Below are 14545 nucleotides of genomic sequence, written 5' to 3' on the forward strand. Positions count from 1 at the left end.
GCGCCTGGGGAGGGGTTCAGCTCGGACACGGGGTGTTCTCCTCGGTGCGTCGGGTGGCGGTGAAGGTCTCGACGGAGAGCTCGGCGACATGGCTGCCCCGCTCGGACACGACGTGCAGACCGTTCTCGGCGGGCAGCATCTCGCGCAGCTCGACCCGGTCGTCCGGCGACTTGACCAGCGCCTCGAAGGCGGTGAGCGACAGGAAACTGTCGAAGTCGACGTACTGCGGCTTGGCGCCCGCGCCGCCCCGTGGGCCGTTGGAGACGGTGGCGAAGACCCGGGCGGGCAGGCCGTGTTCGCGGCGCCAGCGTCGCCACGCCAGGAACACCTCGTCCTCCGGCGTACCGGCGGGACGGATCGGGAGGGACGCGGCGGTCGTGGACCAGCCGCGTCGGGCCAGGACGAGGTTGCCGTGCCGGACACGCGGGCGGCGGGTGACGCCCTGGTGCGCCGGGCCGTGCGGGACGCCGGACCAGACGTCCAGCGGCGCCATCGACGTCGGAGACAGCAGCAGCAGCGTGCGCGGAGTCTCCGGCAGGGCGAGCGGCACGAGGTAGCCCAGGTACACGGGGATGACCTCGCAGCCGAGGCGCGCGGAGCGCAGCACCAGGCGGTCCTCAGCCTCGTCGTGGCTCAAGTGCAGATCGTCCAGGTGGATGCGGCGGTCCTCGGGGACACTGCTCGCCTCGCCGGGACAGACGATCTGGTAGTCGGTGAGGCGTCCGTGGAGGTTGAGGTTGCTGGTCACGGGGCCGCCGGTGAGCTCCGCGAGGACCGCTCCGGGCGGGGTGAGACATACGGCCTGGTCCCGCAGCAGGTCCGAGACGCCCGGTCCGGGGCCGTCGTCCCAGACGTGTGTGAAGCGGCTGAACGGGAACGACAGTCCGCCGTAGGAGCGGTTGAGCACGAGCAACGGCTCACCGTCCTCGGAGGTCACCTGCAGATGGTGGCTGCGCGGAGCGAACGTGGCTTCCAGGCCGTCGAGTTCGGCCGCAACCTCGGCGAGGTGTCTGTCCTCCAGAACGACGTCGGCCTCACCGGCGTGCTCGGCCCACAGCGCGCGCATCCGGCCGATGAAGGCCTGCCGACCTCGGTCCACGGCCTTGATCTCCGCAAGGCCCAGCCAGTTCTCCTCCGGTACGTAGTCGCCGTTCGGGTCGAAGGGAGCGCGCTTGGCTGTGAAGGAGAGGTACTGGTCGAAGAAGTCCTCATGGAGGTCGTGGACGAGACCGAGCAGGTCGTCACACCGGCCGCCCTTGCCGTAGCGGGCAAGGAAGAAACCCTTGAACGTCACCCGCTGCGGCAAGGTCAGGTCGAACGCCGGGAGGATCCGCTCGACGGAGCGCAGCGCCCCGCCGTCCGCGCCGGTCCAGGCGCCCAGCCCGCACGAGATGTCGTCGCCCGCATCGGCGTCCTCGTAGAGCAGGGTCTGCGGCAGGGACACCTCATGGGCGCCCAGCAGCCGCTGAGCGTCACCGAGGGAGACCCGCAGCCGGTGCAGCAGGTGTGCGCGTCCCGTAGGGTTCGCGTTCGGGTACGCGTCGATCAGCGAGGCCGCGGTGCCGAGTGCTCCGGCGAGTTCGGCTGCCCAGGGCCGCTCCAGTGCCCGCAGGGCGTCCTGGAAGCCACGCAACGGGTCGGACGTGTGCACGTCGGTGTCCAGACAGGGGACGCGGATCATGCCGAGTTGCAAAAGGGCCGACACGTACGACTCACCGAGCCGGGCGTCCTCGCCGTACTCGGCGCAGAGCCAGCTCACCAACTCGCCGTAGCGCAGATCCTGCTCGCTCAGCAGCGCGATGAGCCGGTCCAGCGTCCCACTGCGCCGCAGGAAGAACAGCCGGTCCTTGACCGCGTCGAAGGTGACCGCCGCGTCGTCGTCGCCCGTGGTCACCCAGCGGCGCACGTACCGCACGCGGTGGTCGTCGCTGCCCCAGCCCGACGCGAGGCGGACGGGGAGGTCGGCGCGCAGAGCCGGGGAAGCGAGAATCCGCTCGGCGAAACGGGCCAGCACGACGACGTTCAGCCGTACCCGGCCCCGCCACTCGGCGCGCAGGCGCACGGAGGGACCGTCGCCGTCGTCGAAGGTCCCGAGGGCGACGCCCGTGAACGTGCTGAACGGGCTGGTCTTGCAGACCGTCCGGTACAGGTACGACAGCACCGAACGCTCCACCTTCCGCAGCCGCTTGTCGGGGCGCACCCCGCTGCCGAGGCGCACATACGGCTCCAGGCGGGCTTCGAGCGTCGGCGATGCCAGGAGGATCCCGTCGCGCAGCCGGTCCTCGTCGAGCAGCGCCCGCAACACGGCGCGCGTTCCGGCAAGTTCCCCGCTCAGCAGCGCGGCTCCCCGGTGGCGCAGCTCGTCCAGCGCGCGCCGGCCCCTCAGCCATTGCCGGGTCTGCTCGGCCACGGTGGCGTCCAGCGCCTCGATCAGGGGGAGTGCGGACGTGCCCCCCTTGGGCAGCCGGTTGTTGAAGACGTCCCGGCGCAGCGCGAGCAGGTGACGGCGCCGCCCGCCCTCGTCATCAGGGAAGGCCCGCTCGGCGGCCGGTACGAGCGCGTGGAGTACGTCGCTCAGTTCCCGGCCCTGTTCCAGCAGGTCCTCCTCGGCGGACAACACGTCGTCGGCCCAGCGGACGCTGTCGGGGCAGCGCAGGTCGCGGACGGTCTCGACGGGCAGCCCGGCCACTCGCAGAAGGAAGCGTCGGCCGGGCTGCCAACTGGTTCTCGGTGTCATGACAGCTCCCGGTCAGGCGATGTCGGAGCGGAAGTCGGCGGGGTGCGGCCGCTCGTTGCCGAGCAACATGATCAACAGAGGCGCTTCCCCGGTGCCCTCCAGTCCGAGCTTCTCGACGTAGGAGATGTTGTCGAAGCCGAGGGCGACGCCGGCGCCGAGGCCGAGCGCGGCCGACGCGGTGTAGAAGGTCTGCGCGATCGCACCGACGGTGGCGTTGACCAGCCGGTACCCCCGGTCGCCGACGGCGTCGAGGACCGCCGTCGTGCGCAACGTGGGGACGATGACCGCGCCGGCCTGTTCGAGGTTGTAGTTGGACAGGAAGTAGTTCTGCTGCAGGAACGAGCCCGGAGCGCCCGGTGTCACCAACCGCAGTGTGTGCGTGTCGGGTTCGTAGGCGTAGGCGCCGGGATCGACGCCCTCGACATGGTTGACGAAGGCGTACAGCCGTGCCTGCCGAGGTGTGCCGTCGGGATCGGCGTCGCTGCCGATCCGGGCCTCGGCGCAGGCGGCGAGCGTGGTGGCCAGCTGCGCCGCGGTCACCGGGACGGCCGCTTCGAAGCGGCCGAAGCTGCTACGGCGCGTACGCAGTGCCGTACGCACGTCGACCTCGGGGAACGCGGCGGGCGGCAGCGCAACCGGCTGTGCGGCCCCGGTCGGGGCGGCCGGCGCGCAGATGTCGAGCGCGCCCGGCGCCGGCCGGTCGGTCGCGTGCTCCGCCGTCGCGCGGTGGATGCGATGCAGCGTGTCGAAGTCGAGCACGGTCCGGGACCGCTCGAGATCCCGTCGGCGCACGGCGGCGCCGCCGCCTGCCTCCGAGGCGTCCGAGGTGGCCTGTGGTGCGTCCCAGAGCAGCGGTACGACGGCGAAGAGCCCTTCCTCGTCCTCGCCCAGGCCCAGCAGACCGGCCAGCCGTGCCTCGTCGAACCACAGGGCGGGCGCCAGACGCAGCCCACGGGCACGCGCCCAGATGTGCCAGGTCTGCAGCAACGCCCCGACGTCCATGCTCACGGCGTGGAACGAGAAGCTGTTGTACTTGAACGCGTTCTGCCAGTACTTGACGCCCAGCACCAGGTACTGGTCCGTCGCCGCGCCGTGCGATCCGAGCGCCGCGCGCACCTCGCCGCTCACCTCGCCCACCAGCAGCCGCTGCATGGAGTGGTGCGGTGGGGAGTAGTAGTGCACTCCGGGGGTGAGCGGTCCGGACGGTCCCGAGACCCAGTAGACGCTCACGGGGTACAGGCCGCCTCCGGAGGCGGTGCCCCGGGACCAGTTGGCCTGCGTGTAGTGGGGCAGGGCAGCGAGGTCGGTGTTGGCCTGGACGCCGAGGCGCCTGCCCACCAGCCCGTAGGAGTCCAGGAGCATGCCGGACAGCAGGGGCAGGGTGAAGAGCTGTGCCGTGCCCGGGTGGCCGTTGGGCAGGCAGCCGGCCGTGACTGTGGCGTGCGCGGGATACGGCGCGTCGGGCAGCGGGAACGACTCGGCCCCCGGGTAGTGCTTCGCCTTGCGCGGCCGGTCCGCCCAGTCGGGCACGAAGTCGGCCGGCTCCATCGGTATGCGGCCCCGGTGCATGATGGCCGTCGCGTATTCATGGGCGTAGCCCACGGAAGTCTCCTCTTGTCTGGCGTGAGGACGGGGAGGGGTGCGGGTGGGTGCTGTCACGGGAAGGGATGCGGGGCCGGGTTGAGGTCGGCCGCCTCCAGGTCCCCCTCGCGCAGTCCCGCCTCACGCAGGGCGGTGCGCAGCCGGGGCATGTCCAGGGCACGCTGACGCGACCAGCCGAAGTCGATCGGCAGCAGGCCCGGAACGAGCACGTTGAAGGTGTGCAGCCCCAGCAGCCGCTGCTCGGGCAGGGTCTGGTCGACGACCACCACGTCGAATCCGGCGGCGACGACCGCGGCGACACAGCGCTCCAGGTCGTCCCGCAGATCGGGCGAGGCAGGCGCACCGGAGGCGTCCGGCCACCCGAGGTCGGCGACCGCGAGCGGTGGCCCGGTGACCGGAGCACGCAGCAGGAAGTCGGCGTGGACACCCATCTCGGGGATGCCGTAGACCAGCGGGTGGTCGTGCAGGGCGGTCACCCGCGAGAAGTCCGCTGCCATGCCGCGCAGCCTGGCCTCGTCGCGCTCGGACCTGCCCCGCAGATTGACCGCGTCGGTGGCGATCTCGCACAGCGCCGCATCCAGCGCGGACTCCGGGTCCAGCCCGGCGCCCGCACCGAAGCACATCCGGCCCAGGCCGCCGTCCAACCGCTCCGCGACGCCGGTGACGACGGGGATCGGGAACGTGATGCGGGTGTCGAAGAACCGGGCCCGGTAGCCGTACATCGCCAGCCGGTCCACCATGTGCCGGGTGGCGGGGCGGGCACTGGTGGCGTGGTCGATCTCCGGCAGCGGCTGCTGCCCGTACCAGGCGAGAAGGAAGGCATCCCGTTCGACGACTTCCATCAGGCCGAAGTAGACGGCCTCCTCGACACAGCCGCCCGACGCACAGCCGTTGGAGCTCTCCTGGACGAACCGGTTCTCCAGGCCGCCTGCGTGATAGTACGTCAGGATCTCCGGCACCAGCCGGGGCTCCCGGTCACGCAGGGAGTAGCCCCACACCCACGGGATCTCGCGGTCCGGGGCGAACGGCACGACGTGCGGGTTCTCCCGGTGGAAGGCGTCCGAGTAGACCCCCACACGCCTCGGGTCGACCGCGTCGGCGCCGAACTCGTCGAGCGTTCCGGTCACCGTGGTCCGCTTGCCGCGCGCCCGCATGCCCGCGTACCGCTCGAGCCCTTCGAGGACCCCGATGCGCGCCGATGTGCCGAAGGAGCCCGCGTGTCCGCCCCAGAACGTCTCACGCAGGTACTCCCCGGAGCGCATCGAGAAGCAGCCGATGGTCGCCGACGTCGACGTCGACGACACGTCATGGACGACGGACGGTCCAAGGGCCCCGCACACCGGGTTCGCGAAGGCCGCCACGTCGATGTCGTACGCCTCGATGCTCCGCAGCCGGAAGGTCCCCGGCGCGTGCTTCGGTGCGGGGGCCAGGGTGACGACGGCGCCCTCGGACGTGTCGGGGACGGGCCGGGAGCAGGCCGGGCACTGGGGGTCGGGGACGAGGGGGTAGCGGCGGGCCGACAACGTTTGCAGGTCCAGTACGTGGATGTCCGGGAACGGCTCGCCCGCCGGAGTCACCCGCGCCTGCGCCACCAGCGAGGCGAGTGCCTCGGCGGCGAACGGGACGGCATACGGCCAGGACCCCGACTCGTGTGTGACGCCGCCCAGTTCGAGGGCGTCGCGCAGCGCCACCGAACGGACCGCCTGCCAGCGCCTGGTCAGGCACTGCGGGCACGGCGGCCTGTCGTCGGAGAGAGGGCCGACCACGGCCTGCCGCGCGTACAGGTGCACGGGGACGGTGCCCGGCGCGCAGGGGCTGAGCGCCTCCGTGAACGCGTCGCCGAAGCCCAGCGCGCGTACCGCCACGGCCACGTCACCGTGGCCGTGCCCGTCCAGGGCCGTCCGCAGCAGGCCGGCCATGAGCCGCACCGGGCTCGGTCCGGGGGCCTCCGGCGCGGTGGCCGGCCTGTCCGTGGTGCTAAGCGACACGCCGGGCCTCCGACGTCAGCAGTACGCGCACCACGTGGACGCCGGCACGCTCCAGGTCCGCGGAACCCGTCGGCGTCACCAGGGCGTCACGGCGCTGTTCGCCGAGCCGACGCAGCACGTCCGTCCACGACGGCGCCTCAGTCGCCCCGGCGGTCACGGTCACGGTCCCGGTGACGGCCAGCGCACGCGGATCGAAGTCGCTGAGCAGCGGATCCCCGTACGAGGTCCCCTGCGCGAGGCCCTGCTGCTCCAGCTGGACCTCCCCCACCAGGTCACGCAGCGCCGCCGCAGCCGCGGCCGGGTACGACAGCTCGGCCGCCACCGCCCAGCGGGCCCCGGACCGGGCCAGCACCACGGCCACCCCGGAACGCTCCCGCTCTCCGAGGTCCAGCAGCTCTGTCTCGACGCCGAGATTGGCGGCGGAGCTCAGCAGGAAGGTGAGTTCGGGATCGGCGTCGGCAGGAACGGCGACACCCGGCACCCCGGAACCGCGTATCGCCCGCTGGAGCGCGTCGTACGCGAGGGCCGACAGCATGCCCTGCGCGGCGGCGTCGGTCGCACTCGCCCCCGCGCTCATACCGGCCCTCGTGGCTTCGAAGAGCCGGTCGCGGTTGCCGGCACCGAACGGACGGACGGCTCCCTCCGGCACCAGGAACCGCTCCTTGGTGAGCAGGGAAGTGGCGGCGACCCAGCCGCGTACGTCGGCCTGCGCATCCCCGATGCCGGTCCAGGTGCCGAACCCGGCCGGGGCCAGGCGGACGGAGGGCTCCGGCGCGCCGGTGCGCCTGTGAGGGACGGTGTGCTCGGCGTAGGTTTCGGCGGCGCGGTGCAGGGCGCGCAGCCGGGCGCCCGCCACGTGATGGACGTCGGCGGCGCCGATGCGGCGGGTGTGGCCGTGGCCGAGGCCGAGCTCCACGACGCTGAGCTTGAGCGGTGTCTGCGTGATGTCCTCGTCGTCGTAGCCGGTGAACACACCGGCGTGCGGCCGCAGCAGTACCGAGCGGCGGTTGAGCTCCTCCACCAGGGCGTCCGCCTCGCGGGCGGTGTCGACGGTGGGCAGCGCGAGTGCGCCCGTGTCCAGGCTCGCCAGATCGATCTCGGGGGAGTCCGCCTCCGCGTCGTCCGCGCACCAGGGACACCGGGGATGGGGCAGGAGCGGCTCCGAGGTGACGTCGAGCGACTCCATGTCCTGGATGATCAGCTGCCCGGCGGTCTCGGCGGGCAGCGCCCCCGTCGCCGTCTTGAACACCTCGTAACCGAGCAGGTTGCCGAGCATCGCGGCCAGCGGCCGGCCGGGGTGGACTCCGGGGACCTGCGTCGCAGTCGGCAGGTCCAAGGCGAGGGAACTCCACACGTCGGCGGCCTGTGCGGCGCCGTCGCCCGTTCCCAGGCGCAGCACGGCGCACGCCCAGCATCCCGTGGTCTGCGCGGACATCGACGGACCGACGATCGCGTGGCGGCCGAACGACCAGGCCGGTATGAGGGTGCGGCCCGTGGGCACTCCGGCGCGCAGCAGCGGGAACACGACGCGGGGAGCCTCGGGTCCGCCCGTGACGACGACGACGTCGTATCCCTCGACGGCGGCCCAGGTGAGTGGTGCGGAGGCGGCGAGTTCGTGGATGTCGACGGGGCAGCCGTCGGCGTCGGCGGCCGTCGCCTCGTCGGTGATCCCGTCCAGGTCGAGCCGCGGCAGTACACCGATGGCGGCGCTGCCATTGCGGAGCAGGCTCAGGACGCACCAGCGTGCCACGAGGTCACTGCCGACGACGGCCACCCGGGTGTCGCGGAAGCGCTGGAAGCGCCGCGCAGCGTCGTCGGCGTAGTGGTCGGCGTAGGCGATCTGGGCCGCGTAGCGACGCGCCACGTCGTCGGACGGCTCGGGCCCGTCGAATGCCTCCGGCGAGGGTCTGGGCGGGACGGAGCGGGCGAACTGCCGCTCGTACAGGGTACCGACGAGTTCGCCGACCATCGCACGCTGTCGGTCGCCGAACCCCTTGCAGATCTCGGCGACGGTGTGTTCGCCGTTGAGGTGCGGCACGAGCAGGGTGGCGAAGCGGTACGCCGACTTGGCCGTCAGGCGGAAGCCGCCGTCGGCGTTGTGGAAGAGGACGCCGTCGGGGGTCTCGGTGAACAGGACATCGCGCCGGATGCGGGGGCGGGACGCTGCGACGGCTTCGTACCGTGCGGAAGGCATGCTGATGTCACCTCTGGATGGGGGCCGGGTGGTAGGGGTGGCCGGGCGTCCGCTGGAAGGGGACAGGCGAGAGCGTCGGCCGGTGGGTGGTCGCCGTGGTCAGCCAGGGGGCGCCGTGGTGCCGATGTGGAACCGTGGCGGGGCCGTCCCATGCCGACGCGCGTAGATTTTGAGCAGATCGTGGATGCGGTACGGCTTGGGCGGGCCTTCCTCGACGAATCCGGCGTCCGCCAAGTGTTCGAGGAGCTCGTCCGACATGTCCGGCGGCGCCGGACGGGCGGTTCGGATGTCGTCGCGCTCCATGGCCAGCAGCAGGAACGCCTCCCTCAGCTCGGGGCTGAGCCGGCGCAGCGCCGCCTCGAACACGTGGGGTACGGACATGAGTGGCTCGTCCGCCAGCGAGAGCCTGTTCGGCAGATCTGCGGCCAGCCACGCGGCGCAGTCGTCGATGCCGAGGCCGGGACGTGTCAGCAGACGTGCTGCGGCGATCCGGAGGCTCAGCGGGAAGTGACCGCAGAGCCGGGCCAGTTCACGGGCGGCTTCGGGTTCCTGGGCGACCCGCTCGACGCCCAGAGTGCTGATCAGCAGTTGATGCGACTCCTCCGGGGCGAGCGTGTCGAGGCGGTGCACGACCCCGCCGTGGGTGGCGATCAGGCCGGCCAAGCGGCGTCGGCTGGTCACCACTGCGACGCCCTCGCCGGGGGAGGGGAGCAGAGGGCGTATCTGCTCCGAGCTCACCGCGTCGTCGAGGACGAGCAGGCGGCGTCCGGCTCCGTTCACGGGCGGAAGCTGGGCTCGGGCCTCGGCGGCGTCGAGCGGACTGCCGTCCGCACGGGTCATGGCGAGCGTGAAACAGCCGCCGGGAAAGGCGTCCTGAGCCAGGTGGGCGGCCTGCAGGGCGAGAGCGGTCTTGCCGATCCCGGGGGCTCCGGAGATCACCACCGGCCAGGTGCCTGGGCCGTCTGCAATCAACGCGCCTTGCAGGGAAGCGAGTTGTTCCGTGCGGCCGGTGAAGCAGGGGACGGGGGCCACTGTGGCGACGGTGACCGGCATCGTGGACACCGTCGGTACCGGAGACGAGGCGAGGGTCGGTGCCGGGGGAGCGGGGGACTGTTCCGGGGGAGCGAGGGACTGTGCCGCCGCGGCGGACCGTACAGGGAGAGGCGCATCCGGCGACCTCGACCTCGGCGCACCCACCTCGCCCGACGGGAGCATCGCCTTCGAGCGGGCTCCCGCCTCGATCGCGGGGAGGGTGGGGGCCGGCGGGATACCGAGATCCTCGCCGCGAAGGATCGCCAGTTCCAGGCGTTGCAGGGAGGCGCCCGGATCGATCCCGAACTCCTCCTTGAGCCGCTCCTTGACGGCTCTGATCTCCGCAAGGGCCTCGGTCTGGCGCCCGGTTCGGTAAAGGATCTCGATCAACTGCTCGGAGAACCGTTCCCGCTCCGGGTGGCGTTTCGCCGCCTCCCAGACCTCTGACAACACCTCGCGACATCGCCCGCGTGCCAGTTCGATGTCACAGAGACGTTCCAGTGCCCTCAGACGCTCCTCGGTCAGCCGGGGTGCCTCGTCGCGGTGGAGCATGTGCGACGACACGTTCGCCAGCACCGGCCCATGCCACAGTGCGAGCGCCTCTCTGAGCACGTACGACTCGGTCTCGTGGTCGCCGATGGATTCCGCCGAGCGGACCAATTCGCGGAAGCGGACGAGGTCGAGGGTCTCGCGGTCCATTCGCATCCGGTATCCGCCGGGGACCGCCTCGATCGTGTCGTTCGCGATCCCGTACTTCGCGAAGACCCGCCGTAGCCGCAGAACGCAACTCTGCAGGGCGGCTCGCGCCGTGGCGGGGGGTTCGGTGTCCCAGACGGCACGCACCAGATACTCGGTCGACACGGCCGCGCCGGAGTGGATGAGGAGGGCCGCCAGCAGGCTCGTCGGCTTGGACGGCTGTAAGACGGCGGCGTGCTCGCCATCGGCGATGCTGAGCAGGCCTAGCAGCTGGAACCGCATCCTGTTAATCGCTCCGTTTGTTTGCTGACGGTCCGGGCGGGCGGCTGATCCAGCTCGCTGCCGGGACCGACAGGAATACGAGTGCAAAGGTCCGGGGTGCTGACGGCTTTTTGGCGCTCGGTGATCAGAGAGGAATCGCGGAACGGGGTATGGCTCACTGGCACCAGTCATCCGGCCCCTTTGTGGGGTGCCTTTCATGCAGGCGCCAGCGGATACCTTAGTGATGGCTCGGAGCTACGTCGATCCCCGCGTTCGGGCAAATCAAGCGGGCGCCGGAATTGCGTCGCATGCCTTGGATGCTGTACTTGATCCGTTTGTCCAGCCTGTCTCGGTGGTCGTGAAGTACCCATGTGGGGCGGGGAGTTCTGGGTGCGCTCCGCCCGCCGCGCTGCCGCCGCTCGCTGCCGGCTCGCCGGGCAGTACCTCGACGGGAAGATGAGTTTCTCTCTGCTTCATTTCCGTTGCGATCGCGCGGCGGCATTGCGCCGAGTGAATTCTCCGCGGGTTACTTGGAGTAGCAAAGCGAGTCTTCAAAGTTGAGCGGTGCGGAGGCAATCCCAGGAAGTTTGCCTCGATTTTGCATGTGGGTCCGCCGCTTGCCTACGGACCCTTTACTGAACCTGTTCCATCTCCTGGACACGGCGGCCGTCGCCGGCGCTCTGTGGGACCTGTAGTGAACCGGTTCCAGCGCCGCCTGATCGCGCAAGATCTGGGCCTTGATGTGCGTCACACGCGTGGTGTGGTGATGTTCTGGGCGGGCGCTCATGACATCGGGAAGCTGAGTTCCTTCCAGCGGTGCGAGCCGGCCGCGTGGTCCAGTGTCGGGTACCCGGTGTCGGCGTACTCCTCTGAGTGCTCCGTTGACGGCGTCGCAGCTGTACGTTTTACGCCATGGACATGGAAAGACTGAGGGCCGAGGGCCGGGCCCTCATCGACCGAAACTGTTTCATGACCCTGGGAACCGCGAACGCCGACGGCGAACCCTGGGCGTCCCCGGTCTACTACGTGGCCGACGGATACACGACGTTCTACTGGATCTCGTCGCCCGAGGCGACCCAGGTCCGCAACATCGCGGCACGGCCCCAGGTCGGCATCGTGGTGTTCAACTCGCAGCAGGCGCCGGGCTCGGACGAAGCGGTGTACATGTCCGCCACGGCGAGCGAGCTGACCGGGGACGAACTGGACCGGGGCCTGGAGATCTACCTGGACAAGGCACCGTTCAGCCGGGGCCCCGACGTCTTCCGGCCCTCCGGCCGGTACCGGGCATACCGGGCCACGGTGACCGAACACTTCATGCTCTGCCCGCAGGCGTCCAGCGAGCCCTGCCCCGAGCACGGCCGTGTCTCCGATCACCGCATGGCAGTGTCCCTGTGACGCCGAGCCTTCAACATCGGGGCCGTGCGCACCCGTACGGCCGAAGCCCCGGCCATGTGCCCTGCGGAGGGCACATGGAGCCACGATGCTGAGGAAGGTCATTCCGGCCGGCCTTCGCTCCAGCGGTTGCCATGACACTCCGCCGTGTTCACTGAGCCTCTCTTTCATCCTGAAATGCCCGGTCTGCGTGTACGAGGATCTGTCTGGTGAGGCAGGCCTGGACGATGCCGTCGGCGCGGGCGGAGGTCAGGTCGTGGGTACCTGCGGGCGTCACGCGGGAGAACCGCAGTGGTGTGCCGGCCGGGGCGGCGATGACCTGGTCGTTCATGCCGTGCTTGCGGTGCTTCATCGAGTGGACGTCCAGGGTCTGCTCGAGGGAGCCAGGCCAGGCAACATGCTCAACGAGCTTGTGCGGGACGTCGAGCGTGGCAGACATCCAGCCGGAGCTCGGTTGACGGTTTGCCGGGCCGGGGCGAGGCCGCGTCCCGGCCGGGTGCGCGGTCGGCGAGCAGGTCGGCACCGGCCATCGTGCAGGCGTGCCCGTGCCGAGGGAGATACCCAACGGGCCGGCGAGCGGGACGAGCGTGCCGTGCCGGCGCAGGGACACCGGACCGACCAGGTTCACTCGTCAGGCGACAGAGGCGACAGAGGCGACAGAGGCGACAGAGGCGACAGGGGCGAGGCGGTGTTGCTGCCGTGCGTATGCGGTTTCAATACGCGGACGATAGGTGCCCGCTCGTAGCATCGAGAGTATGCGTGTGCTGATTGTCGAGGACGAGCCTTACATGGCCGAAGCCATCCGTGACGGCCTGCGCCTGGAGGCGATCGCGGCCGATCTCGCGGGCGACGGCGACAGTGCCCTGGAAATGCTGAGTATCAACAGTTACGACATCGCCGTCCTCGACCGCGACATCCCCGGCCCTTCCGGTGACGAGATCGCCAAGCGGATCGTCGACTCGGGCAGCGGCATGCCGATCCTCATGCTGACCGCGGCCGACCGGCTCGACGACAAGGCATCCGGCTTCGAACTCGGCGCCGACGACTACCTCACGAAACCGTTCGACCTGCGGGAACTCGTCCTCAGGCTCCGGGCGCTCGACCGCAGGCGTGCCCACAGCCGGCCCCCGGTCCGTGAGATCGCGGGGCTGCGGCTCGATCCGTTCCGACGCGAGGTCTACCGGGACGGCCGCTACGTCGCGCTGACACGCAAGCAGTTCGCCGTACTCGAGGTCCTGATCGCCGCCGAGGGGGGTGTCGTCAGCGCCGAGGAACTTCTGGAGCGCGCCTGGGACGAGAACGCCGATCCGTTCACCAATGCTGTCCGCATCACCGTCTCGGCACTGCGCAAGCGTCTCGGTGAGCCGTGGGTCATCGCCACGGTCTCCGGCGTCGGCTACCGGATCGAGGCACAGCCGCGGGCCGGAGGCGAGCGCGAGAAGCATGGATAGAGCGCGTGGGATGAGTGCCCGCCTCAAGCTCACCCTCAGCTACGCCGGATTCGTCATGCTCGCCGGTGTCCTGCTGCTCGCCGCCGTAGGAGTGTTCCTCCTGCGGCAGGGGTGGTTGCAGACCAACGAAGAGGGGGCGTGGAAAAGCAACCCGGTCGTCGACTTCGTGCAGGGTTTCGCGCCGACGGCAGCCGCGGTCATGGTGTTCCTCCTCGTATTCGGCCTCCTGGGAGGATGGGTCCTCTCGGGCCGTATGCTTGCGCCCCTGGCTCGCATCACCCACGCCACCCGCACGGCCGCCAAGGGATCGCTCTCGCACCGTATCCGGCTGCCGGGCCGCCAGGACGAGTTCCGAGAACTTGCCGACGCCTTCGACGCGATGCTCGCACGGCTTGAAGCACACGTCGCCGCGCACCAGAGGTTCGCGGCAAACGCCTCGCACGAACTACGCACCCCGCTGGCCATCTCGAAGTCACTGGTCGAGGTGGCCCGGTCCGATCCGTCACACGACACAGGCGAGGTTCTCGACCGTCTCCAAGCAGTCAATGCCCGAGCGATCGACCTCACTGAAGCACTGCTTCTGCTCAGCCGGGCCGACCAGCGATCCTTCACCCGGGAACAGGTCGACCTGTCCCTCATGGCGGAAGAAGCCACCGAAACGCTGCTTCCCCTCGCGGAAAGGAACGGCGTCACCATCGAGACCCGCGGCGACATCACGCCCACGAGTGGATCACCGGCGCTCCTGCTGCAACTGACCACGAACCTCGTGCACAACGCGATTGTCCACAATCTGTCCGAACAGGGCAGGGTGTGGGTTACTACCAGCGCCCACCCCGGCACCGTGATGCTCACGGTCGAAAACACCGGCGAGATGCTGACTCCACACCTGGTCTCGACGCTCACCGAACCATTCCAGAGGGGCGCCGAGCGCATCCACGCCGATCAGGCGGGCGTCGGCCTCGGTTTGGCCATCGTCACCACGATCACGCGCGCACACGACGGCGCCCTCACCCTCACCCCGCGCGGCACCGGCGGCCTGCGCATCACGGTGGAACTGCCCGCGCACACGTCCCCGCGATCGTGAAACGTGCCCCGCCGACCATAGCCGGGTTACCTGCATCGACGCCTTCGCGAAGAGCCCGGCCCGGCCTCCTGGGGTGTCCTGCTGACGGATCGCGCCGGCTCCGCCTTC

General features: G+C 70.4%; 9 protein-coding genes and 1 pseudogene. 4 read left to right on the forward strand and 6 right to left on the reverse strand.

All coding sequences use genetic code 11. The features are described 5' to 3' along the window. Positions 1 to 16: 16 nt before the first annotated feature. The 5 genes from ACFW01_RS06715 to ACFW01_RS06735 all read right to left on the reverse strand — a co-directional run bounded on the left by ACFW01_RS06715 (position 17) and on the right by ACFW01_RS06735 (position 10531). A complete protein-coding gene (locus ACFW01_RS06715; RefSeq protein ID WP_384502549.1) occupies positions 17 to 2737 on the reverse strand; it encodes a lantibiotic dehydratase in 2721 nt (906 codons plus the stop codon). A gap of 12 nt (positions 2738 to 2749) precedes the next feature. After that, positions 2750 to 4339, reverse strand: a complete 1590-nt coding sequence (locus ACFW01_RS06720; protein WP_384502550.1) for a nitroreductase family protein — start codon at positions 4337 to 4339, stop codon at positions 2750 to 2752. 53 nt (positions 4340 to 4392) lie between these two features. Then, a complete protein-coding gene (locus ACFW01_RS06725; protein WP_384502551.1) occupies positions 4393 to 6327 on the reverse strand; it encodes a TOMM precursor leader peptide-binding protein in 1935 nt (644 codons plus the stop codon). Continuing rightward, positions 6317 to 8521: a TOMM precursor leader peptide-binding protein gene (locus ACFW01_RS06730; RefSeq protein ID WP_384502552.1), complete on the reverse strand. Its 2205-nt coding sequence runs from the start codon at positions 8519 to 8521 to the stop codon at positions 6317 to 6319. The genes ACFW01_RS06725 and ACFW01_RS06730 overlap by 11 nt, the downstream gene beginning before the upstream one ends. A 99-nt stretch (positions 8522 to 8620) precedes the next feature. Beyond that, complete coding sequence (locus ACFW01_RS06735) at positions 8621 to 10531, reverse strand: BTAD domain-containing putative transcriptional regulator (protein ID WP_384502553.1); 1911 nt, start codon at positions 10529 to 10531, stop codon at positions 8621 to 8623. A gap of 673 nt (positions 10532 to 11204) precedes the next feature. Between ACFW01_RS06735 and ACFW01_RS06740 the strand changes: the two genes are divergently transcribed. After that, a complete protein-coding gene (locus tag ACFW01_RS06740; protein ID WP_384502554.1) occupies positions 11205 to 11441 on the forward strand; it encodes an HD domain-containing protein in 237 nt (78 codons plus the stop codon). Continuing rightward, on the forward strand, positions 11423 to 11905 hold the full coding sequence (locus ACFW01_RS06745; protein ID WP_384502555.1) for a pyridoxamine 5'-phosphate oxidase family protein: 483 nt from the start codon (positions 11423 to 11425) through the stop codon (positions 11903 to 11905). Before ACFW01_RS06740 ends, ACFW01_RS06745 begins: the two co-directional genes overlap by 19 nt. Before the next feature lie 169 nt (positions 11906 to 12074). On the opposite strand, the pseudogene ACFW01_RS06750 reads toward ACFW01_RS06745, so the two are convergent. Next, positions 12075 to 12257: pseudogene (locus tag ACFW01_RS06750) on the reverse strand (IS5/IS1182 family transposase); the annotation flags it as partial. Between the two features lie 400 nt (positions 12258 to 12657). On the opposite strand from ACFW01_RS06750, the gene ACFW01_RS06755 reads away from it, so the two are divergent. Both ACFW01_RS06755 and ACFW01_RS06760 read left to right on the forward strand, forming a co-directional pair. Then, positions 12658 to 13353 (forward strand): response regulator transcription factor, encoded by a 696-nt coding sequence (locus ACFW01_RS06755; protein WP_384502556.1) that lies wholly within the window; start codon positions 12658 to 12660, stop codon positions 13351 to 13353. After that, complete coding sequence (locus ACFW01_RS06760; RefSeq protein WP_384502557.1) at positions 13346 to 14437, forward strand: sensor histidine kinase; 1092 nt, start codon at positions 13346 to 13348, stop codon at positions 14435 to 14437. Before ACFW01_RS06755 ends, ACFW01_RS06760 begins: the two co-directional genes overlap by 8 nt. The last annotated feature ends 108 nt before the right edge of the window (positions 14438 to 14545 follow it).

Source organism: Streptomyces sp. NPDC058985 (genome assembly GCF_042740985.1).
In the GTDB taxonomy this organism is placed as follows: Bacteria; Actinomycetota; Actinomycetes; order Streptomycetales; family Streptomycetaceae; genus Streptomyces.

Excerpts from the sequence above, each read along its gene's own strand:
- ACFW01_RS06715 (WP_384502549.1), bottom strand. The coding sequence starts at position 2,737 with ATGACACCGAGAACCAGTTGGCAGCCCGGCCGACGCTTCCTTCTGCGA.
- ACFW01_RS06730 (WP_384502552.1), bottom strand. The coding sequence starts at position 8,521 with ATGCCTTCCGCACGGTACGAAGCCGTCGCAGCGTCCCGCCCCCGCATC.
- ACFW01_RS06735 (WP_384502553.1), bottom strand. The coding sequence starts at position 10,531 with ATGCGGTTCCAGCTGCTAGGCCTGCTCAGCATCGCCGATGGCGAGCAC.
- ACFW01_RS06745 (WP_384502555.1), top strand. The coding sequence starts at position 11,423 with ATGGACATGGAAAGACTGAGGGCCGAGGGCCGGGCCCTCATCGACCGA.
- ACFW01_RS06755 (WP_384502556.1), top strand. The coding sequence starts at position 12,658 with ATGCGTGTGCTGATTGTCGAGGACGAGCCTTACATGGCCGAAGCCATC.
- ACFW01_RS06760 (WP_384502557.1), top strand. The coding sequence starts at position 13,346 with ATGGATAGAGCGCGTGGGATGAGTGCCCGCCTCAAGCTCACCCTCAGC.